21 protein-coding genes, 1 tRNA gene and 1 pseudogene are annotated in these 22002 nt (G+C 54.8%); 15 read left to right on the top strand and 8 right to left on the bottom strand.

What is annotated here, in order from left to right; genetic code table 11:
- The first annotated feature begins 41 nt into the window (after positions 1-41).
- On the top strand, positions 42-749 hold the full coding sequence (locus FHW75_RS10560; protein WP_027609786.1) for an energy-coupling factor ABC transporter permease: 708 nt from the start codon (positions 42-44) through the stop codon (positions 747-749).
- Positions 750-802: 53 nt separating this feature from the next.
- On the opposite strand, the gene yacG is transcribed toward FHW75_RS10560, so the two are convergent.
- The 4 genes from yacG to FHW75_RS10540 are packed head-to-tail and all read right to left on the bottom strand — an operon-like array spanning position 803 to position 3700.
- On the bottom strand, positions 803-1003 hold the full coding sequence (gene yacG, locus FHW75_RS10555; protein WP_016484797.1) for a DNA gyrase inhibitor YacG: 201 nt from the start codon (positions 1001-1003) through the stop codon (positions 803-805).
- The gene (coaE, locus tag FHW75_RS10550; protein ID WP_016713386.1) at positions 1000-1623 is read right to left on the bottom strand and encodes a dephospho-CoA kinase; all 624 of its coding nucleotides are present in this window, start codon (positions 1621-1623) and stop codon (positions 1000-1002) included. Before coaE ends, yacG begins: the two co-directional genes overlap by 4 nt.
- Positions 1623-2489, bottom strand: a complete 867-nt coding sequence (locus FHW75_RS10545; protein WP_183673612.1) for an A24 family peptidase — start codon at positions 2487-2489, stop codon at positions 1623-1625. The genes coaE and FHW75_RS10545 overlap by 1 nt, the downstream gene beginning before the upstream one ends.
- Before the next feature lie 2 nt (positions 2490-2491).
- Positions 2492-3700, bottom strand: coding sequence for a type II secretion system F family protein (locus tag FHW75_RS10540; protein ID WP_161751606.1), 1209 nt, complete (start codon positions 3698-3700; stop codon positions 2492-2494).
- A 216-nt stretch (positions 3701-3916) separates the two neighbouring features.
- Here FHW75_RS10540 and FHW75_RS10535 point away from each other — a divergent pair, with 216 nt between their 5' ends.
- The 8 genes and pseudogenes from FHW75_RS10535 (at position 3917) to FHW75_RS10500 (ending at position 11130) form a co-directional block, all read left to right on the top strand.
- Positions 3917-4327 (top strand): pilin, encoded by a 411-nt coding sequence (locus FHW75_RS10535; protein ID WP_019097784.1) that lies wholly within the window; start codon positions 3917-3919, stop codon positions 4325-4327.
- A gap of 71 nt (positions 4328-4398) precedes the next feature.
- Positions 4399-4474, top strand: a tRNA-Thr gene (locus tag FHW75_RS10530).
- Between the two features lie 164 nt (positions 4475-4638).
- A pseudogene (locus FHW75_RS10525) lies at positions 4639-5968 on the top strand (tyrosine-type recombinase/integrase).
- 893 nt (positions 5969-6861) lie between these two features.
- Entirely contained in the window at positions 6862-7842 is a 981-nt protein-coding gene (locus tag FHW75_RS10520) for an integrase domain-containing protein (RefSeq protein ID WP_183673626.1), read from the top strand.
- Positions 7839-8114 (top strand): hypothetical protein, encoded by a 276-nt coding sequence (locus tag FHW75_RS10515; protein ID WP_183673610.1) that lies wholly within the window; start codon positions 7839-7841, stop codon positions 8112-8114. The genes FHW75_RS10520 and FHW75_RS10515 overlap by 4 nt, the downstream gene beginning before the upstream one ends.
- Before the next feature lie 168 nt (positions 8115-8282).
- On the top strand, positions 8283-9137 hold the full coding sequence (locus FHW75_RS10510) for a hypothetical protein (RefSeq protein WP_183673607.1): 855 nt from the start codon (positions 8283-8285) through the stop codon (positions 9135-9137).
- An 81-nt stretch (positions 9138-9218) separates the two neighbouring features.
- The gene (locus FHW75_RS10505) at positions 9219-9902 is read left to right on the top strand and encodes a hypothetical protein (protein ID WP_183673605.1); all 684 of its coding nucleotides are present in this window, start codon (positions 9219-9221) and stop codon (positions 9900-9902) included.
- Positions 9903-10530: 628 nt separating this feature from the next.
- Positions 10531-11130, top strand: coding sequence for a hypothetical protein (locus FHW75_RS10500; RefSeq protein ID WP_183673603.1), 600 nt, complete (start codon positions 10531-10533; stop codon positions 11128-11130).
- Between the two features lie 298 nt (positions 11131-11428).
- On the opposite strand, the gene FHW75_RS10495 is transcribed toward FHW75_RS10500, so the two are convergent.
- Together FHW75_RS10495 and FHW75_RS26770 are read right to left on the bottom strand one after the other, a co-directional pair.
- Positions 11429-12043: a hypothetical protein gene (locus FHW75_RS10495; protein WP_183673601.1), complete on the bottom strand. Its 615-nt coding sequence runs from the start codon at positions 12041-12043 to the stop codon at positions 11429-11431.
- A gap of 114 nt (positions 12044-12157) precedes the next feature.
- The gene (locus FHW75_RS26770; protein ID WP_260308763.1) at positions 12158-13474 is read right to left on the bottom strand and encodes a HEPN domain-containing protein; all 1317 of its coding nucleotides are present in this window, start codon (positions 13472-13474) and stop codon (positions 12158-12160) included.
- Between the two features lie 483 nt (positions 13475-13957).
- Between FHW75_RS26770 and FHW75_RS10480 the strand changes: the two genes are divergently transcribed.
- The 4 genes from FHW75_RS10480 to FHW75_RS10465 all read left to right on the top strand — a co-directional run bounded on the left by FHW75_RS10480 (position 13958) and on the right by FHW75_RS10465 (position 17947).
- Positions 13958-14602 (top strand): hypothetical protein, encoded by a 645-nt coding sequence (locus FHW75_RS10480; RefSeq protein ID WP_183673597.1) that lies wholly within the window; start codon positions 13958-13960, stop codon positions 14600-14602.
- A 180-nt stretch (positions 14603-14782) separates the two neighbouring features.
- Positions 14783-15505 carry a hypothetical protein gene (locus FHW75_RS10475; RefSeq protein ID WP_183673595.1) on the top strand — a complete coding sequence of 241 codons (723 nt, stop codon included), beginning with the start codon at positions 14783-14785 and terminating at the stop codon, positions 15503-15505.
- A 592-nt stretch (positions 15506-16097) separates the two neighbouring features.
- The gene (locus FHW75_RS10470) at positions 16098-17453 is read left to right on the top strand and encodes a type II toxin-antitoxin system HipA family toxin (RefSeq protein WP_183673593.1); all 1356 of its coding nucleotides are present in this window, start codon (positions 16098-16100) and stop codon (positions 17451-17453) included.
- Positions 17450-17947 (top strand): helix-turn-helix domain-containing protein, encoded by a 498-nt coding sequence (locus FHW75_RS10465; protein WP_183673591.1) that lies wholly within the window; start codon positions 17450-17452, stop codon positions 17945-17947. The genes FHW75_RS10470 and FHW75_RS10465 overlap by 4 nt, the downstream gene beginning before the upstream one ends.
- 133 nt (positions 17948-18080) lie before the next feature.
- Here FHW75_RS10465 and FHW75_RS10460 read toward each other — a convergent pair whose 3' ends face one another.
- A complete protein-coding gene (locus FHW75_RS10460) occupies positions 18081-19157 on the bottom strand; it encodes a YafY family protein (RefSeq protein WP_027615772.1) in 1077 nt (358 codons plus the stop codon).
- Positions 19158-19287: 130 nt separating this feature from the next.
- Between FHW75_RS10460 and FHW75_RS10455 the strand changes: the two genes are divergently transcribed.
- Positions 19288-19656: a hypothetical protein gene (locus FHW75_RS10455; RefSeq protein ID WP_027615771.1), complete on the top strand. Its 369-nt coding sequence runs from the start codon at positions 19288-19290 to the stop codon at positions 19654-19656.
- A 46-nt stretch (positions 19657-19702) separates the two neighbouring features.
- A complete protein-coding gene (locus tag FHW75_RS10450) occupies positions 19703-20251 on the top strand; it encodes a hypothetical protein (RefSeq protein ID WP_027615770.1) in 549 nt (182 codons plus the stop codon).
- Between the two features lie 143 nt (positions 20252-20394).
- Here FHW75_RS10450 and FHW75_RS10445 read toward each other — a convergent pair whose 3' ends face one another.
- Positions 20395-21780, bottom strand: coding sequence for a GntP family permease (locus FHW75_RS10445; protein WP_183673589.1), 1386 nt, complete (start codon positions 21778-21780; stop codon positions 20395-20397).
- Between the last annotated feature and the right edge of the window lie 222 nt (positions 21781-22002).

The following is a 22002-nucleotide window of genomic DNA, read 5'->3' as shown; positions in this document are numbered from 1 at the left end:
CGAATGAAACGGAGAATGGGTGTAGACTCGGGTTTATCCACATGGCTGCAAAGGGCATTGCTCAGGTGATCAGCGCGCAGGTGTTGTCCGGTACCACCCTTACCCTTGGTTGGCTGGGTTATGTGCCGTTGCTGGTGTGGGCGGTCAGCCAGGTGCGCTGGGTTGAACTGTTCACCGACCGGCGCCGGCAGCATCTGTTGTTTGGCACCGTGTTTTGTCTGTTTGCGTTGTGGCTGGTGAGGCGTGATTTCGATACCGGGGTGTCCTACCACTTCATCGGCATGACGGCAGTTACCCTGTTGCTGGACTGGCCGCTGGCGGTGCTGGGTGGGTTCATGGCTCAGCTCGGTTTGCTGGCGCTGGGGCGGCAGGATTTGGCGGCGCTGGGGGTGAACGGCTTGTTGCTGATTGGCTTGCCGGTGCTGATTACCGAAGTGTGCGCGATCGTGGTCGAGCGCGCTCAGCCGCGAAACCTGTTCGTTTATATTTTTTGTTCAGGGTTCTTTCCTGCGGCGCTGACTGTGCTTGTTTGCGTGCCTGCGGCGCTAGGGGTGTTGTGGCTGGATGGGCGTTTTGCCATGCCGGAATGGCTCAGCGACTTTGTGGGCTACCTGTGGCTGATGATGTTCCCCGAGGCGTTCATCAACGGCATGGTGATCAGTGCGCTGGTGGTGTTTTGCCCGGAGTGGTTGGAAACCTTTAACCGCACAAGGTATTTGCAGGCGCCCTGGAAGGAGGATGAGCGGTGAATGTGTGGTGGCCGTGCCGGCGTGTTCGCGGGCACAGCCACATTGAAATCCGCTTAGTGCCGAGGCTCCAGGTCCCCCGAATACAGCTCATCCTCAGATTCTTCAGCCCCCGGAATCTTGTGTTCCTCAGCCGCCCAGGCCCCCAGGTCGATCAGCTTGCAACGGTCCGAGCAAAACGGCCGGAACGCGCTTTTCTCGTTCCATTCCACAGGTGCGCCACAGGTCGGGCAGTCGACGGTCAATGGCTGGCTCATGGCTGGCCTCCTTTCAAAGTCAGGTAAAAGTGGTGCAGGCGGTCAATCTGCTGATGCAGCGCGGCCAGGTCGCCGTCATTGACCACCACGTCATCGGCATGGCGCAGGCGATCCTCACGGGCCAGTTGGGCCTGCAGAATCGCCTGCACCTGCTCGGCACTGGTGTTGTCCCGTGCCAGGGTACGGGCTATTTGCAGTTCCTGCGGCGCATCGATCACCAGCACGCGCTGGGTCTTATGGTATTGCCCCGACTCGATCAGCAGCGGCGACACATATACCGCATACGGCGACTGGGCCTTGGCCAGGTAGCTGAAAATCTCTTGCCCGATCAACGGGTGCAGCAGTTGCTCCAGCCATTTGCGCTGCGCCGGGTCGGCGAAGATCAGCTGGCGCAGGGCGGCGCGATCCAGCTGGCCGTCGGCCTGCAGCACACCCGGGCCGAAGCGCTCGACAATGCTGGCCAAGGCCGGACGGCCGGGTTCGACCACCCAGCGCGCCGCCTGATCGGCATCGACCAGGTGCACGCCAAGCTCGACAAAGCGCTCGGCAGCGGCGCTCTTGCCGCTACCAATGCCGCCGGTAAGGCCGAGAATCCAGGGGGTAAAGGCTGCAGTGGCCATCAGTATCCAAGCAGTTGCATGTAAGAGGCGACTATTTCATCACCCCAGAGCACGGCAATCCACCCCGCAATCGCCAGATAAGGCCCGAACGGCATCGCCGTGCCCATGGCATGCCTGCGCAAACGCAGCAGGCACAGGCCAACAAGCGCCCCCACCACCGATGACAGCAACAACGTCAGCGGCAACACCTGCCAGCCACCCCAGGCCCCGATCAGCGCCATCAGCTTGAAGTCGCCATAGCCCATGCCTTCCTTGCCGGTGACCAGCTTGAACACCCAGTACACCGTCCACAGGCTGAGGTACCCGGCCACCGCGCCCAACAGCGCGTCGGTTAGCGGGGCGTACAGGTTGAAGGCATTGACGATCAGCCCCAGCCACAGCATCGGCAGCACCAGCACATCCGGCAGCAATTGGTGTTCTGCATCGATCAGGCTCAGGGCCAGCAGGCACCAGGTCAGTGGAAGTGCCAGCAACGCCTCTACCGAAGCGCCAAAACGCCACGCCACCACCAGCGACAGCAGCGCGCTGGCGATTTCCACCATCGGGTAGCGCGGGCTGATAGGGGTTTTGCAGGCTGAGCAACGCCCGCGCAATGCCAGGTAACTGATGACCGGAATGTTCTCCCACGCGCGAATCTGATGTGCGCAATGTGGGCAGCGGGAGGCGGGCAGGCACAGGTCGAACCGTTCGTGCTGCGTAACCGGCAACCCCAACACTTCTTGTGCCTCACGCTGCCATTGCCGCTCCAGCATGATCGGCAGCCGATACACCAGCACATTGAGAAAACTGCCCACCAACAGGCCGAGCAGCGTGGCCAGGGTGAGGAAGTACGCCGGCTGCTCTGCCAGCAAAGTCCATAAAGTCATGTTCAGATCAAGCTACCCAACTGGAAGATCGGCAGGTACATCGCCACCACCAGGCCACCGACCAGCAGGCCCAGGATCAGCACGATGGCCGGCTCCAGCAGGCTGGTCAACTGGTCCAGCGCCTGGCTGACCTGTTCCTCGTAATGGCTGGCGGCCTTTTCCAGCATCTGGTCCAGCGTGCCGCTGGATTCACCGATGGCCGTCAGCTGCACCAGCAACGGTGGAAACAGCGGTTCACCCGCCATCGCCTGGTTCAGCCCCTGCCCATTGGCCATGCCCTGGCGCAGCCGCAACACCGCCTGCTCGTGCAGATCGCCACCGGTTACCCGGGCCACCGTACCCAACCCATCCAGCAACGGCACCCCGGCGCTGTAGGACGTTGCCAGGCTACGCGCAAACCGCGCCAGCGCCGCCTGCCCCAGCAATTTGCCGAACACCGGCAAACCCAGCACCTGCCGAGATATCCACAGGCGCGCTGGCGCATGCTGTCGGTACACTTGGCGCCCGGCAAAACCTAACACCGCAGCGATCACCAGCAACAGCGGCGCAAACCGACTCAGCCCTGTGGACAAGTCGATCACCCACTGGGTAAATGCCGGCAAGGCTGCCCCTACACCCGCAAACAGGCTCTCGAATTTCGGAATAACTTCTAGCAACAAAATGGCCGACACCCCCAGCCCGGTCAGCAACAGCAAAAGCGGGTAGATCATCGCCTTGCGCACCTTCTTGTGCAGCGCCCGCCGCTGTTCCAGCATGCCCGCCAGCTGCTCCAGCTGGCGATCGAGCGTGCCAGACTGCTCACCCACCCGCACTAGGTTGCAATACAGCGCATCGAACCATGCCGGGTGACGCTGCAACGCATCCGCCAACCCCAGGCCCGAGGCCACATCGTGTTTCAATCTTTCCAGCAACGCCGCCTGCGCCGCATTGCAGCCACTGCGCCCCATCACCTCGAACGCCTGCAGCAGCGGCACGCCGGCCCTGAGCAAGGTCGCCAACTGCCGGCTGAAACCCGCCGGGTCGGCCTTCTCGCGGCGCTTCGGCAAACTGAACGTCAGCCCGCTGGCCGGCCGTAAACTGGCCACCGTGATGCCCTGGCGAATCAGCCCGGCGCGCACATAAGCCGGGCTGCGCCCGGGTGTTTGGCCACTGACCGGCGTGCCGTTGGCGTCGGTGCCATGCCAGCGGTAGAGGGGTGAAGATGAAGTCATGCAAAGGTCCTTTTTCTGCCCGTGCGACAAGCCTGGAAACAGCTTGCCGCGTCCATGCAAGGGCGCGCGTCCGTGATGCTCACTAGAGTAGTCCAGCGAAGATGACGCCCAAGCGGGCAGGGGTGACAAAAGGTGTCTGTTCAGGCCTACTGCGCCGCTGCCGGTTGGGGCGCAACCGACCTCAACGTGTTAGCGAATGAAAAAGGAAATACGTTCATGAAAGGGCAACGCGGTATCACCCTGATCGAACTGATGATCGTTGTCGCGATCATCGGCATTCTGGCGACCATCGCCTTACCGATGTACACCAACCACCAGGCACGCTCCAAGGCGGCGGCCGGGTTGCTGGAAATCAGCGCGCTGAAGACGGCGATGGACCTACGCCTGAATGACGGGAAAGACGTGGGGGGCGTGGCCGAGCTGGGTGGCCAATCTGCCACGACGCATTGTGCGATCACCGCCGGAGGCAAGGCGGCGGATGGCAGCGGGAAAATTGAATGTACGCTGGTGGATGCGCCGGCCAATGTGGTGGGTAAGGCACTGACCTTGACGCGCTCGGCCAGTGGGTGGGCATGCACTACCGACATCGAGGAAGACCTGGCGCCCAAGGGTTGCAAGGGGGCTTGAGGGTAGGGGATTAAACTAGCGGAAACAGGGGTTTGCGTTGCGGGTGTGAGCAGTGGTACGTTGCGCTACACGCCGGTGTAGCTCAGTCGGTAGAGCAGCGCACTCGTAACGCGAAGGTCGCAGGTTCGATTCCTGTCTCCGGCACCACATCCAGCTCCACTGCATTCCGCCTAATGCTTTGGAAGCTCTCTAAACCGGACTTTTGGCCGGTTTTTCGTTTCCACGACCCTCCGTCGGGAACCAACTAAATCCCCAATAACCGGGGGTATTTTTGGGGTACAGCGTCTTTCCTGAATGGAGAACGTACCCCTATGCCACGGCTAGCCACTCCGCTCAGCGACCTCAAATGCCGTACGGCCAAACCGCGTGATCGTGCCTACAAACTGTTCGACGGCGGGGGGTATGTACCTTTACGTCACGCCCTGTGGCTCGAAGACCTGGCGGCTGCGGTATTTCAAACCCAACGGCAAGGAAGGCACGCTGATCATCGGCAAGTACCCCATCGTTTCGTTGGCTGTCGCGAGGACCAAGCGCGATGAGGCCAAGGCCTTGTTGCTCGATAACCTTGATCCGATGGAAGAGAAGCAGAAGGCCAAGATCGCTGCCCAGCGTGCGAGTCTTCTGTTTGAAACCGTCGCTTTGGAGTGGCACGTCGAAATGTCCCGGCGCTGGACTCAGGGCCACGCCAAGACGGTGCTGAGCAGGTTGCGCACCCATGTGTTTCCACTGATTGGCCAGCGGCCTATCGCTGAACTCGACACCCACGATCTGCTTGAGGTCACCCAGCGGATCAAGGATCGCGGCACCATGGATGTAGCGCTGCGTGTACAGAACTATCTATCAACGATCATGCGAGGTGCGAAGCGGGCGTGGCAGATTACTCAAAATCCGGCGCTCGATTTGGCCGGCTCGATTCAAGCGCCGCGCACTGTGCACCGTCCAGCGCTCTCGCTGAACCGCCTTCCTGAATTGTTGAGCCGAATTGACAACTACACCGGTCGCGAGCTGACCCGGCTCGCAGTGCTGCTGACGCTGCATGTGTTCGTGCGGTCCAGTGAACTGCGCTTTGCGCGGTGGGATGAATTCGACCTGCAACGGGCAATGTGGGAGATCCCCGATACCCGTAAGCCAATTGAAGGCGTCCGCTATTCCACACGCGGGACCAAGATGAGTGGGGACATTCAGATAGTGCCGCTGTCGCCTCAAGTCATCGAGATCCTTGAACGGCTGCGCAGCTTGAATCGCTTCTCTGAACTCGTATTGCCCGGTGACCACAGGTACTGGAAACCCTTGTCGGAGAATACGGTTAACCAAGTGCTGCGCAATATGGGGTACGACACCACCAAGGACATCTGCGGGCATGGTTTCAGGACCATGGCTGGTAGTGCCTTGCTCGAATCAGGGCTATGGACGGACGCGGCGATTGAGCGGCAGATGAGCCATCAGGAGCGTAACCGCGTGCGCGCTGCTTACATCCATAAGGCCCAGTTTCTGGAGCAGCGTCGGTTGATCATGGCGTGGTGGAGTAACTACATCGATGCCAACAGATCGGGCCATGTCACCCCGCATGAGTTTGCCCATCCGGTAGGCGACAACGTCACCGCCTTGCCAAATGGGCATGGCGCATTCAATCGCGGGTGAGTCTGAAAGATCGGCGCTGGCTGCTCTTTCACGCGGGTCCATCCAAACAGGGCTGCAAAGCCGCCCTGTTTGGATGGACCTCACTTTGAAGAGCTATAAGGCCACGACGTTGTCCGGGATGTACCACGGAATTCCACCGGTGGATAACCGCTTTTCACGTACCAAATAGGGGTGAATTTCGACCCTTGACCGGATTTATCCACAGGCGTAGAACTGGCCGTGCAAGCGCTGTCGATGACAGCACCCAGGTGGCCCAACCTTCAAGGCCACGCCGCTCTCGCGGTGGTTCTCTCCAAGGGCGATTCGCATCCGGCAGCTCGCCCGGTCACTACCCATGTGATGGATGCTCTTACACATATAGCGCTCGCGCGCCAGATACACCGGACCTCGCTGCACTGCAGCAACCTATCCGCATGGCCAAATTTTTGCGCCAACCTATGCCCGTCTCTTTCTGTGGAAAGAGACGGGCACTTCTAACACTGCTGCAGCCCTGATCGCACAAGGCTTTGCGGCATTCCCCCTCGTGACAATCGGCGTGACAAATGCCGATGTCACCAGCAACAGCCATGTAGATGATGGTGCCGCAGGGCCAGGAATGGACTGCACCTGACTGACAGTCAGGCATGCCCCGGTCATCGCATTGCTGCTTGCACATGGCTCAGGATCTTCAGGCGCTGGTCTCGTCAGCCAGTGCTGCCTCCACCCGCCCACCGGTAAAGGTGTTCAGGAGGCCAGATCATGAGATGCCCGTGCTCCCGGTCGTAAGGAGCCGCCAGTCCCGCGTTAAAGGACATCCCCACAGGTCGCAGGGGCCTTTATCCCTGATAACACTCAGCATTCTTGGCGGGATGACGTGGGGCGAGAATTGGAGATCGGAAGATGGGGTGATCGACATGGCATTGGTAGGTAGGCGCGACGGTCGTAATTTTGGCTACGGCAGGCAATTGAGCTACGCAGGGCCGCAGGCCCTGAAAGACATGTTTGGTGGCGGCCACTACGGCACGGTCAAGGCGCACTGTGATCGGTGGCGGGCATTCGTAAAGTGGAGCCGCTCCGAACAGGGGCCCGGTATCAATGATGCGCGGCAGATTGATCGAAAGGTATTGGCCGACTACGCGGCGTATCTGCGCGACATTGTTAAGAGCGGTGATCTCGCCGTCAGCACCGCGCAAAACCGATTATCCAGCGTTAACAGGACCATGGCAGCGCTTCGCGGTGATCAGCATGTGAAACTGCCAAGTCCGAGCAAGGCGTTGGGTACGCAGCGCAGCGGAATTCGACACTCGGTGCCACAGGGCCAAGACCGCAAACAGGTTAAGCAGATTGTCGATGTACTTTGCCGCGATCATCAGCAACGGGCCGCTGCAATCGTTCTGTTGGCGCGAGCCACCGGCATGCGCTTGCGTGAGGCCATCCTAGCCGACTTGCCACGGCTGAGCCGTGAGGCTAACGACCTAGGCAGGATCAACATCCAGGATGGCACCAAAGGCGGTCGCACCGGCGCGACGGCGCCCCGTTGGATCGCAGTGAACGACCATGTTCAAGGTGCGCTCGAGTCGGCACGGCAGGTTTCGCCTGCGGGTAGCCGCAACCTGATTGCGCCACACGAAAGCTATCTGAATGTTCTGCAAGAAGTCGTTCGCCCTGCGCGTGCCATCCTGCATGCATACAACCTCAGAGGCTTCCATGAGCTCCGTGCAGCGTTCGCATGTGAGCGCTATGAGCAGATCACCCAACACCCCGCGCCAATCAATGGTGGCCAATGTTGCCAGGTAGATAGGAAGCTTGATCACAAGGCTCGGAGGCGAATCAGTTACGAGCTTGGGCACGGTCGGATCGACGTGGTCGCGGCGTACATTGGAGGGCGGACATGAACAAGCCATTCGATATGGAGTTGTTCTTGGCTGGCGTGCTGACCGGATCGCACTCCACACAACAACGCCATTTGCGGCAGGCTAGATTCATCCAAGCAGAAATCTCAGAGCGCTGGCAGCGACAGACGCCTTGGGCTTGGCAGAAAAAGCATGTGGATTGGTTTCTTGAGCATCGCCTAAATGCACACAGCGAGGCGACGCGGTATTACTATCTGCTGACTGTGCGGCTACTCGCCCGTCGTTTGCAAAAAGCATGGGTGTTCAATCTCTGAGGGATACTGCTCTTGATAGGCACGACTGAACGTAATCGTCCCTTTGCGGCCGTTCGAGGCGCCACGAAACCAGGGGCGATTGAAATCTACGACTCTAGCCTTGGGAGTTCTCTGCCGATTCGTGACAGCCTAAAGCCAGCCACCATCCAAGATTTAAGAGAACTCTGAATGTCGCTACCGACCAAAACGCCCCTTCGCAACGTTCACATGCGAGCGTTAGCGAGCGTCAACGACCAATTGTGCCTCACCCTGTTTATGCACGAAGATGTCGCTGCTCGTTGGCAGGAGCTAGCTGCGTTGCGTCCGACTGAATTCACGAGCGAAGTGTTCCCAAGCAACGAGTTCGCTGATCGAATACACATTCCTATGACACGCCTGTTGTCATTTCGTGATGCTCAGCTCAATACTTCACTGGGAGTGAGCTTCGCATTTGCAGTCGAACAACTGCTCCTCTTCATTGAGGCTGCTTTACAGCACTGGGGAGATATAGCTGAAACTCCCATTAAGCTGGCTGATCCCATTGATGAGACCTTGAATCAGTATTTGCTGACGCATAATGTGCCAATAGAGCCCTCATTACTGAGGACGGTCAAATATCTGAGATTAAGGCGAAACCACGTAATCCACGGAGCCACTGAGCTTTCGACCGAGTATTCGAAGCTCCTGAAGCACGACGCATCACGTCTTCAGCAATTCTGGGAGGCGCGCTCAGCCATCCCAGGTCTGAATTTCGGAGACAAATCGCCAACAACCTTTTCTCCGAGTGAGACGATTACGTTGGTCAAGCTCGTCAGGGTGTGCCTTGAAGAAATTGACACTTGCGTTGCTGGTCAGTTGCGGCCAAATTGGATCTTTCGGTCAATCAATGCGGGGCTTCTGAAAGATCGCCATGAACTACGGGTGACAAATCCGGTGGTGGTGGGGCGAAGAATCCGAAAGATCAAAAATAAGTCGAGCTCGATGTATGGTCTGCACGTTCAAGCGTCAGATATTGCGAGTGCTCTGGGAGAGTCATTTCAATAGTTAAGTCAATGCTATACAGACAGGCCTTTGATAGGCTGGTTAACTGAAGTCTTTGTTTTTTGATAGTCACTGTGAGGAATAATGAATCGCACCGTACCTGAATGGCTTATTCAGATAACTTGGTGGGGCTCCGGGATTTTTGCAACTGGGGCGCTTTGGTATTTTATATCAGTTAAAGACTACCCCTTTGCGCTTGGGTCAGCTGCTACGGCAACTGTACTTGCTATTGTCGCAGTGCTTCTACACCGGCGAAAGGATCAGCTCGCAGAAAGTCAAGTTCCAGCCGAGGTGAAGGACTCGCTTCCAGATGATTATATAAGAAGATCGTTCGATGACCCTAGCGATCTACGCCTCTTTGATGGTTTGCCAAACATTAAGATGCTGGCCTATGCAAACGCACAATCAGGTTGGGGCACAGGCGTAACCATCGAAATGAGGAAGGCTTCCTATGATCTTGTGGACTTCTATGAATTCTTTTGGCTTAGATTGGCAGAGTTCTATTCACACAAGCACTTTGGTTCAGGTGGGGCTAGTGCCTATTTTCGTCAGTACGTTCGTGAACGATATAAGTTTCATTGGGCGAAGCACGAGCCAAGCGGCCCAGGAACAGGGGGCACCATTGTTGGTGTTCTAACGGGCAGAGATGTTATTGAGGATCTTGATCGACTTATAGTTGACACTGCGACTGCAATCGTTGGCTACAGGGATGATTTTGATTTCACATCATGGCTTCAACGCTGGAAGGACCTGCCCTCCGATGCTTAACCTGTCATTCAGCAAATCGCCTAGTAGTACTAGTTAATTATTGACGCCAAATCCATCGCTGGTGCGGGTGCAGGAATTTAAAGCTTGATTTATATGCGGAAACATAAGTTCCAACGTAGGTATGCAATGAGATTTAAAGTTTTGCCCGTTGATTCTCCTCTAAAAGATTGACCGTACGCCGCTCTCGCTTGAGGTAGGCAGTAGTCGCGAAGAAGTAGCTCTGGCATAGGTTCACCTCATAGCGTTCACCGTCGTGAGCCCAGCCAATTACCGGGTTTTTTATGCACGGATTTGACGCGAGTGGCCGCCACCGACCCATGGCGGACCTTAGACACGGGCCGCGTTCAGCTGGAAAATGTCACTTGGATGTATCTAGAAGTCTTGGGGGAAATCACCGATCAAGCCGCTGATGTGCCCTATAGATATCTTGAGTAATCCTTATCAAGCGTGCGCTTCTTGAGCATGGAGCAAGTGCGCCCGCAAGGAGTGAGGTCGTTGAGTACGGGGTTGATAAAAGTTTTTCGTTCTGATAATTAGTGAGTGAGGCCGCAACGGACTCCTGCGTTCTGGCACGTCGTGTCACTGCAAGTGCGGTGGAAGCCATCCTTCAGTTATGGAAGAAGATTTTATGGAAATGCAGAAGGACAAAATTTATCTATTTGATCATCCGACTCTTCAGGGTTACAGGATCATAGATGGATGGGTTAATTTGCACGGAAAAACTGTAGGGGTTGTTGGCAAGAATAATGGGTCACGGCGATTCTATCCAGAAGGAGTTATTGATTTTTACTCTCATCTTCCGGACTTACCAAAAGAGTGGAAGAAATCCATAATTATTCGAGGGCTAACTGCGATCCTGCCTAGTGAGGAATTAATTCCTCTTTACGAAATGCATTCTGAGCGTCCGAGTAGTATTGAAAAGCGGCGCGCTGAAACGTTGCGCTATGAAACTGCGTTCAATGATCTGGCCAATGAGATCCTAGATGAGGTCAAAGGCTACCTGGGTGAAAATCACGATTCCGCGGCAGTTAAACTCTTCTATAATCTGCTTGTATCATTTAAGAGCCGAATGGGGCGTGATGCTTCTTTGCCAAACTTGAATGGCTTTTTCTTAGGCCTTCAGGCTGCGTCGATTTTAGATGAAAAGCAATCCAAGCTTACTCGTGAGAAAGTTGACCAGCTTCATGAGCTTGGAGGTATATATTCAGACTATATATCTCACCGTTAAATAATACTTCCGGTATTGATGGTGGGGCGTTGACATTAATTCCTGATAATAGAGGGCTCCACCACCTCGGAGCCCCGCAGAACTGTGGCCCCTGAGGCATTTCGACCCAGCTTTTGCAGTGCGAATCGACGTCTCTGCGAGCGTTTCAACCAGATGCTGTACCCGATGTCGGCGACTGATACTTCTTGACCTATAGCTGCTCTTCATCAGTGGCATTTGAGAGACGTTAGCGTTCCCTCGTGACCGGCAGCTTTCGGCCAAGAACTGTCGCTCAAGTATTTATCGAACCAGAGGCGATTCATTCGAATGCGAATGGAAATTCCCATTCAGATCCGTCCTTCAAGCGGTCGAACAATTTTTCAGGGTTTTTAATTTCTGAATGGTCAGCTAAATCCAGGTAATAGTTAAGCCCGTCATGAATGTAATAAACAAGCCACTCACCCGTAAGTGCTCCCCTCTTTCGTCTTGACTCGATCCCCTCATAAACAACTGAATGTGATATTCGATTGGCCATAACAACGCGATATCTTTCAATGTCAGCATCGTCCTCTTCAGCCATAAAGATTTCTCGGAGCTTTTCCTTGAATAGGCCGTGTTTAAGTGCGTAATCACCAAACCACTTATTTTGAAAGTTCTGCGCCAAATGTCTTGAATCGCAATAATGCTTATGCCAGAACCTACCTAGAATAGGCCCTCTAAATTTTTCAGCTGCTTTGGTTCCTGTAGAGCGGCTAGTTGGTGTTCTCTCTAGTAGTGCAATTTCATCTAGCACCGAGAATTTATTTATCCGTCTAAGAGATGACAGCAGTTGAAGCTTTAGTGCTAAACTTTGACTCAGTCGGTGTGAATAGGGTTGCGACAACGTAACGCTTTTCTTGAGCAGCAGTGAGTCGTATCTATGAAGTAAGGGCATAGGTTTTCCTCCAGCACGGATAGCTCTAGGTATTCTAGATCATTCGATGTCTGCTCCTGGCCGATAGCAGGCTCTGGCTGAAGACCGCTAACGACAAGCAGCGGTGAGAGACTTTCAGTCAAGGGCATCACGCCGGCACTCAGCTTTTTGAAGCATTGCAGCTAAGCGATCTATTTGCACTTTGATTTGAGCCCTGGTTTCATAACCAATCGAGATGAGTCCAGCAATTTCCAATATGACCCAAGCTGCCCATTTGCTTATTGTAATTATATCGCGCTCCGATACATGGCTATGACTTGCGTCATGCACTGCTCTGGAACGCAACTCATAAAGTGTGTCGATCTCCTTTTCAAGTTCTTTCCATTTATCTAAGCTTGCAAAGCCGTAGCTTCCAAATGTCAGCAGCGCGGTCAATCCACGCTTGATTTTATTTGTGGTCTCGCCCGAGTTTTCGAAGGAAAAAAAGCACTCAATACAACTCCAAAACTTTACCAGTTGCATCTCTTCTGATGTGTCTGTCTGTGCATCGAAGAACCAATAGATGGCGCGACGCACTGCGTGTTCCGCGTCAGTCCCACTATTCCGCTGGATGATTTCAGCTAATTCAACGAACCATTCGGACTCGTGTAATTGCTTGACGAGAGCATCATCTAGGTCGATTGATTGGAACCCTCGCATAGATGAGCTTGTGCATAGTTCATGAGATGAGGTCTCAATCGAAAACCACGTCGCCGCGCTCGGCCTAATTCTACCATCCATGCTGGGCGTCAAGCGGACAGCGTAGCCACCTTTTTCCAGAACGGTTGTCAAAGTGACGGCTAGTAAACCGCACGCAGCTTTGACGTCTTTGAAAAATTGCTTTTCTGCGTATTTTCTACTTCCCGTGATCTCAGCAGAAACCCAGAGCCCGCTTTTCATTCGTCCCCACGCACCGTCAATCATGGATTCGTAGGCAACACAATTCTGAAGAATTGCTAGATCTGGAGTTTGCACAGTCAATTTACCGACTCTCACCTGGTTGACACCGACAAGCCTCAAACCATCGAGAGTCGTGTAAAATACACGGGTAGCAATATCGCTTTGAATAGCAGCATCCACTGCGCACAGAAAGGTATCGATATCCTTTAGGGGCGTTTCCTGTTCATACATACGCCCTAACACCAGTTTGCATGTTTGATAAATATCATCAGGCAAAACCAAGTCACGACTTGGTAGATGTATTTCTACGATTTCCACCAAGCGCAGAAAACTTGTATTCGCTTTGTTGGAGAGATATACCTGGCCACCGCTGGGAGTTACGATCTCTCGGTACAGCCTTTCCATTACTTCAAATTCCTTGAGTGCTTTAGGCGCTGGCATCAGTTCCTTCGTTCGGAACAACGTAGCAATATCGCTATCAGCAGCTCTTCGCGTCTTCGGATGCATTTCCATCAATACGGCCTGCTATTTTAAAGTGAGCTGCAAGGATAGCGTAGGGCACTGGTTCATGATCGTAGTACTTTCATCGAATGCGTCCGGCGACCTAAGTATACGTGAGCGGTCTCGCCCTGCGGGTCTTCGACATCCAGGCCGCGATGCAGCTTACACCTTGGTAGATGCCGATTTCACTGCACCCACGATTCGCCAGGACGGACAGGTTTGGGTCGATTACGGTCAGTCGTGACCGGCTGCTTTCGACCCTAAGCGACCTTCCGTAAGAGGCAAAAAACGGCACTGCGGGCCCCAACCTCTGCGCCCAGGGATGTCAGCGCGACGCCAAGCGGACCCAAATGTACCAGCTACGACATTGAGTTACGCAGGAAACTCGCTGCGTCTCGACCAAAATTCTAGAACTCATCCAAACAGCTATCGGCTTCCAGTACACTTGGGCCGCAGAAAATTCAACTAAATTTTGGCCAAGACAGTGGTTGCTGAATGAAACATGCAGAAGAGTATCTCGAAAGAACAGAAAGCGCCGTACGACTTTTATTCAAGGCTGTGGATGGTTACCTCGAAAATTTAAGAGCGGGTATAAAGCCCATTTTCGTCTCGGGACTACCCTACGGGCCAGAGCAAGATGCCCAGTATGCTGCCTGGCGCATAGAGAATGCGGATGCGTTAGAGGAAGCGAAAGCTGCCCAGCGAGCTTTTCGAGCTGAGACTTTTGCTCTCGACACTATATGCGGAGCGATACTGCAAATCGCAGAAAAGGGTTTAGAAATTTATTCAGAGAACACGCAGGTGCTGGAAGCTTGGACAGCAAAAATCCCTCCGTCTTTAGCGAAGTTCTGTGTCGGACGTGTAGTGCGAAGCACTCCTTTAGGACTCATAGTGTACGCAGCTCGAAATCAGCATACTCACTTCAATGACCCCCAGCTTCGAAAAGCTAGCGCAAGCGTTTTCGCGAATCTGGCCTCAGAACATGGATATAGTTGCTCCGCACTTGATCCAGCTTTCGACTTGAACAATCCAAGTCTCACAAGCTATGCGGGCAATGTAACAGCCCTCATAGAATGGAGAAGCTTTGAGAAATACCAGGACGACATGTGCAGAATGCTTGGCCTGCAATACCGGTCTTAAGAATGTAGTGAAAAGAGCTAGAAAGCTAACCCCAGACATCGTGAATTGCTCTCAATGACCGACGGCTATGGGGCGGCTGCCCTTCGGAACACTCAGCTAGCAGCTAAAATTTTAAGCATAATGGCTGCTAGCAAATCAAAAGTAGTTCACGTAACACTCCATAAAATATAGGACTTTTAAGTGATTAATGGATTTGCTGATTTCAAGATGTCAAACTCGGGTGAAATAAGTGATTGCTATAGAGCAAAGTCAACCTCTCAACTCAGCACGGAAGAGCTGGCAAATATTCATCTGGATATAAATCGCAAATGGCACTGCCTGACTGACGGGAATATCTCAAGCAACATTTACGACTTGAACGAAGCAGTAAACGCAGCGTTTAATAACGCCCGTACAGAACAGTATGTCCCACTGCTAGCCTGCTTTGCCATGCTGGACCAAATTGGTAGCCTATACCAGCGCACCGATATAAAAAGCCATTACAATAACGGAATAAAAAAAGCGTTTGATAGCTACTCAAACTTTAAGTCGCCTGACGACCTAGAGGCCATAGTGACATTGCGTCACGGCCTTCTGCATAACGGAAGTCTAACCTGCATCAATAGTCGAACCGAAACAAAAGTTTTTTTTCGCATGATCAAGAACAGCAAAAAAATCTATACACCACCAAAGAAACAATGGGACGGGATCTATCATGACAGCATGTCTGACTTTACTTCCCTCATCGATTTAAGGGAGCTTCACAATACAACAAAAGAAATCATCAGTGAGTGCAAGAGACTATTGCAGGATAAAAAGTTAGAAATTAAAGTATGTGCACCGAGGGAGCTATTTTTCAAATATCTATTCCTATCTCCTCGCAATGAGGATATTAATTCTCTAGCGGTCTCGGCAACGCTTTAATGAGTTATGCTTTAAGCGAGCTTAATTTTAGCGATGGCCAAACCCCGCCTTGATCGAGCGCAAACAAGATACCATATACTTGAACAATCTTAGCTTTTCTATACAACTACGAACCGCGTCTTGTGGCCCTTAGCAGTCCGTCCTGAAGGGCCGCTATGGGTCGGTTTCTGCCGTTCCTTACGTACCATTTAAAGTGGGTGGGAGGAGCCTCCGCAATTCCTGATTCGATTCCACAGAAAGCCATAACTAGCTGATTTTTTTATAGATACCCTATGAGGTACATCAAAAAATCCACCAAATTCCAGTCCCGCGAAAACCGGGCCCTCACGGCCCACAACCGTCCGTCTGTCTCCGCACCAGTTCAGGTTCCAGCGAAGGCTACCAAAATCTCTGGAACCCCCGTAAAACCCGCCTTCTGGCGGGTTTTTTCGTTATGGCGTTCCGTCGGAATCCAACAGCTCCCTGCCGACTTAGGGTGTTGCGTTTGTGTGAGGATAAATTGCGGTGAACACATAATCGGTAGTGGGGTGCCGGTTTTTCGCGTGCAACGTTTCTAATCAGCAAAATATTGCCGGTTCCTGCCGTGTGCACTATGATAATCAGCATTAAACTGCTGATTAATGGTGTGGCCATGCCGCTCAGACTCACGATCCAAGCTTTCTCAGAGGGGGGATGGCGCGATGCAGCGACGCTCACGGTTGAGAACCCCGAGCGTGTGGCTGATGGACGTTGCCTTGTCGCATACGACAGCGACTACATCATCGCGAACTTTGATCGCATGGAGGATCGTTGCGAACGGGCCCTAAGCGTTAACCTTCCGTTGAACTGGGACCACCATGACGTCAAAGGGTATCCCGCATTCCTCTACGACATCATTCCCTCTGGTGCTGCCAAGGACTCTCTTGAATCCCGCTACGGGCGTCTCAAGCCCGAAGGCGTGGAACTGGAGCTGTACCTGCTAGAACGCTTCACGCCGGCCCCTGTTGGGCATCTGCGCATCAAGGAGTCGGTGGAAGGCCTTCAACCGGATCGGAGCGAGGCTTTCGCGCATGCTGAGGTCGTGTACAGGACGAACGAGTTTCTTGAATATGCCTACGAAACCGGCGCGGCATTGGGCGGCGCTACCGGTGCCAACGGTCAAGCCCCCAAACTGGTCATGACCGAAGCACACGACGGTGCTCTGTACGCTGATGCGATGCTTCCCGATGACCAGGCGTGCCGTCACTGGCTGATCAAGTTCGCGCGTAATCGAGGCGGCGAGCGCGACAAAGACATCCTGCGAACAGAGTTTCATTACTACAAGGCGGTTGCTGCCCTCGGTCTTGATACGGTTCCCACTGATGGTCTGGCGCTTGAAGAGGCAGTGAAGCCAAGCCTCTGGATGCCACGGTTTGATCGCCAGGTAGTAGATGGCGTGGTGGAGCGGATACCGCTGGAGTCGGTGTACTCGATCTGCGGCATTACCGGCTACGCGCATCCGATGGCGCACGTCGAAGTGGTTCACCGGCTGGTAAGTCTATGGGTCGATAACGGCCAGCAGGATGAGGTGGACGACCTGGTGTTCGAGTATGTACGGCGCGATCTGCTGAACCGCATTCTAGGGAACACCGATAACCACGGTCGCAACACCTCCATCATGCGTGTGGGTGGGAGGTTTCGTTTGGCCCCAATCTATGACCTCGCGCCAATGATCCTGGATGAAGAGGGTATTACGCGGACGACGAAGTGGGCTGCGGAGCGTAAGGGGTCTTCTAACTGGAGCGACAACTGCGCTGAGCTTATTGGTTACACGGATCCCGATGTTCTACTGCAACGGTTGATGAATGCGGCTGAGGAATTCAGGGCGTTGCCCGATCTGCTGATTGATGTTCCTGAATCGATGCGCAATGCAGCCTCTCTACCCGTGAATAACCTGGACAAGCGACTCGTGGAGTGGGGACTGCGATGAAAAAATTACAGCCTGAAGAGCGCGCTCAGCTCGTAGAGGAAATCGTCAAGCGCAATGCGGCGGGGCTCGATCCAATTGGGATATCCATCCGCCGTCTGCGGCTCGAAGTGACTGGGCTTGACCAAGAGACCTTCGCTGCCATGTGCAAGATCTCCACGAAAAGCCTGTACGAACTGGAGAGCGGGAAATCGAATCCGAAGCTCAGTACTTTAGAGGCCGTGCTGCGTCTCTTTGGCATTCGGATGGGTATGGTGATGACTGCCAAAGATGATCCCACTGCAACGGTCGCCGGCAGCACTGTCGGCCAGTTGAAGGCGGGTGGGCCAATCGCTGTGGTTGCGCGGCCGGTGGCGAATCTTTCGCCCCTGGCCAACGCTTACGTGGTGGCCGGACCGAAACGCGGGAAAAGCCCTGCGGCAGCCAAAGCGATGAAGGAAGTGTCGAGGCCGGCATCGCCACGGGCACGGAAAAGCAGTCAGGAAAAGAGAGATTGATTTATGACGGTGGTGCGCGGGACACCTTCGGGTGTGCCGGGCTCCTTTCGTCCCGGTCGGCCAACCCGCGTATTGCTGCCACCTTAACTTGCTTGGCCGCGAGCGGTGGCAGTTCCATCACGGAAGGAACTCATCACCGTTCGTAGGTTTTCAGCGCCACGGTGAGCATTTCATGGATATGCGCCCTCAGGGCCAAAGGTTCCAGCACCTCGATATCGGCAGCGTTCGCCATCAGAAACAAGCGTAGCCCTTGGGTGTCGCGAATCCTGCAGGTCAGCAACCATTTGTCCCCGTCTTGCAGCAGCTTCTGGTTTTTCTCCAGCGGGTTCTCAGAAAGCCGGTTGTACAGGTTGGGGCTTAGCCGAAGGCGTGTTTTCTGTGCTGGTGAATGGATGGTCACCAAGTCTTTCTGGACTTCATCAGCATGAATGTCGTAACCCTCCGGGTCATCGATGATGCGCTTGCCCGGCTCTACCTTGGTAATCCTGTGTAGCATCAACGCACAGAGTTTATTGGGGCCGTTGCTGCTGTACTTGCCCCGCGGCACGCCGGGGCCAGGTGCTTCGCCGAGCCACTGCTCTTCGGCAACATATGCGGAGAGGTAAATATTGGAGTCCTGGTGAGATAAACCCAGTGGCTTGAGTTGGTAAACACACTCGACACCGTCGGCGGCGAGCGGGCGGTACCAGACCTCAAGGGGCTTGCCTTCGAGGATTGCCATTTGCAGGCGCTCAAGGTGTTTGGCGTTGTACTTGCCCGGCTGTAAAACAGTGAACCGCGTTCCTGAAGTAATGCGCTTGCTGAAGTTCAGCTTGCGCCGGGAACCATCATGCATGACCCGTTCGGTGTAGTCCTGCAGGCCCTTCAACTCGTCAGTCGCTGCTTGCAGGCCGAATCGTTCGGCATGCTTGAAAATCGCCGAGAGCGACATGGCGTCTGAAGGCGAAAGCACCAGCGAGTGGCTTCGGCCCACCGCAGACCAGAGCAAACTCCGTTTATCTGCCTCGTTGATGGTCGATCGAACGTAATCAAGGTCCTCGAGCACCTTCAAATCCCTGATGGTGGTTTTTTCATGCTGTTCGTCATCGTCATCCCCATGCCGACGAACCCACGCAACCAGCTTCGCATGCACTTTCGCGGTGGTCAGTGGCTTACCCGCTGCATTAAGAATCTGCCGCAGATAGTCACGGCGATGAGCTCGGTTGATCATTTAGTTTCAATTCGGACAAGAAGTGTCCCTATTGGAGTGCAACATGCTTCTCGTTGGCAAGGGAAAGACCTTGATCATGCCACTCACACCTCCATCGCAGAGGGTGTGGCGGAGAAAAGAGGGCACCGCGATGAGCGACATCGAGAGCGTCAAAGCACTGATTATTGAAAGCGCAGCCGACGGCATCGACGCTGTTGAGCTGCACCGGCGGTTGATGCAGGCGGATGTGAGCCTCGGTGAGGCTGAGGTTCAGACGATCCTGTTGGCATTGCAGGAAGAGGGTCGCCTGATCGGTCAAGAGGTAGAAGGCCAATGGCGGTACACCCGCTTCGGCAACAACGACGCTGCAAATGCAGCCCTGGAATACAGCCCGCAATTCGCGGAACGGATCCTCGCCGCTTCGTGCGATGAGTATGTAGAAATCGATGTAGACGACATGATCCAGATGCTTGATGACATGCTCGCTCAAGCAAGATCTCGCCGAACCGATACCCAGTAAGCGCCTGCTACCGGGCATTTGTCAGCCATCTGAGGAAGTAAACACCATGGTAACCAGTGATGTGACGTCTGCCATTGTCAACGCCAAGCCGGGTATCCAGAAGTATCTGGCTTTGATGAGCCAAGTGGAAACGGTAGACGTTTCGACTGACGCACTGTTTCAGCGAGCGTATAACGGCTTCTATCGTGTGCAGCGGCGTGAGCGTTCCTGGTATGGCGCCTACTACCAGCTTATGGAGCAGTTGAAGGGATCGAAGCCCACGTTTGCCGAGGTTCTCGATCATATGCACCAGGCTACCGGGCGTTATGAGCCGTCGTTCTCCAGCAAGCTGGTTGCTACGTTGAACCCGCAAAAGCCGGTTTGGGATACGCATGTACTGCGCAACATCAACCGCAAGGCACCTTCCTACCAATCCCGTAAAAAGATCGAGGACGCCAAGAGCTGTTATGCGTACATGGAGGATTGGTACCAGGCCTTTCTGGCGTCCACTGAATGCGCAGGTTGGATAGGGCAATTCAACGAACGGGTGCCCGAACACGGCAAGCTGACCGATTTGAAGAAAGTTGACTTCATTCTTTGGCAGATGCGCGGCTGACGGGTTGATCTGGGCTGGGTAGGGGTCAAGACGGTATCTACAACGCCCGCGCAAGCTGCTGAGGTATGTGCTTGCGCGGGCGGCCTGTATAGCCTGTGGAGGCAACTGTCTTCTTGTGGCGGTCAGGCCATTTTGAACCTGGCTCAGCTCACCGTAATCGCCGCATTCAACACCAACACCACCATCAACCCGACCAAAGCCACGATGGACTGCACCACCGAAATGGTCTTGGTGGCTTCGCCCATGGTCATGCCGAACGATTCCTTCACCATCCAGAACCCTGCATGGTTGGCATAGTTGAAGAACAGCGACCCGCAGCCGATGGACAAGGCCAGCAACGGCAGGTTGAGGCTAGGGTCTGCCCCCGCAAGCGGTGCCAGCAAGCCGGCAGCCCCGACGATACCCACCGTGGCGGAACCGGTAGACACCGAGAGCAACATCGCGATCAACCACCCCAGGATCAAGGGCGGGAACGCCGATTGCTGGGTCAGGTGCACAATGGCATCACCCACCTTGGCGCTGGTCAGCATCTCCTGAAAGGCGCCGCCGCCGGCAATGATCATGATGATGGAGGCGATAGGCTTGAGGCTTTTGCCCAACGCATCGCGCAGCTGTTCGGCGTCGCCGCCACGCACCAGTACCAGGCTGGCGCCGGCGAACAGCACGCCCAGCAGCATGGCGATCAGCGGGTTGCCCAGGAAGCTGGCCATTTCCAGCAGCGCGTTGCCTTTGGGCAGCAGCATCTCGGCAACGGCATGCACCAGCATCAGGATTGCCGGCAGCAGCGCGGCCAGCATGCCGATGAATACGCCGGGGCGGGGCTGGTTGTCGGCTTTTTCAGTCAGGGTGAACTGGTCCAGCAATGCCTGATCAGGCCGCGTGCTCATACGCTTCGAGATGAACATGCCATACAGCGGGCCGCCCAGAATCATTGCAGGGATAGCGGCCAGGAAGCCATAGAGCATGGTCGGCCCCACCGAGGTCTTGAGTACGGCAATGGCGGTCAAGGGGCCTGGGTGCGGGGGGACCATGCCGTGCATGGCGGCCAGCGCTGAAATCACCGGCACACCAACGTACACATACGCCGAGCCTTTGAAGCGCGCCTTGCCTTCCAGCTTGCGTGCCACGCTGAAAATCAGCGGCAGCATGATCACCAGGCCCACTTCGAAAAACATCGGGATGCCGATGACAAAGGCAACCAGCATCATGGCCCACGGAATCAAGCGGTCCGGGGTGCGTTTGAGGATCACATCCGCGACCTGCTCGGTGACGCCCGCGTCAGCCAGGATTTTGCCAAGCATGGCACCAAGCGCGATCACCACCCCGACTGCGCCCAGGGTCTTTCCGGCGCCTGTGAGCAGGTGGGAGACGATGCTGCCGGGCTCCATGTGGGTAGCGAAACCCACGCCGATGGACACCACCAGCAAGGCCAGGAGGGGATGCATCTTCAGGCGCGACACAATGAGTGCCACCAACACCAGGACACTGACCAAGGCAGTCAGCAACAGCTGTATATCTAAAGGAGTCATGCAAGGAATCTCGGTTGGGCAGGCGCTCTGGCGGCACTCAGGATTTGAAGGCGGACGATTCGACGTCGAGAGGAATGGCACTGAGGCCTGCGGGTGGGGGTTCCGCACACGGCAAATGAACATTGTTTGGTGGGGTATTCATGGAGCGATTCACCTTGTTATTTGGTCATCTATATGAATCGTTTCAAAGTATTTCGGTTGTGACCGGACACTGTCAAGCGC

The sequence above is a fragment of the Pseudomonas sp. OG7 genome, from assembly GCF_014192825.1.
Taxonomy (GTDB): Bacteria; Pseudomonadota; Gammaproteobacteria; order Pseudomonadales; family Pseudomonadaceae; genus Aquipseudomonas; species Aquipseudomonas monteilii.
The sequence above is the reverse complement of the archived record's forward strand: the minus strand, read 5'-3'. Positions and strand labels throughout refer to the sequence as shown.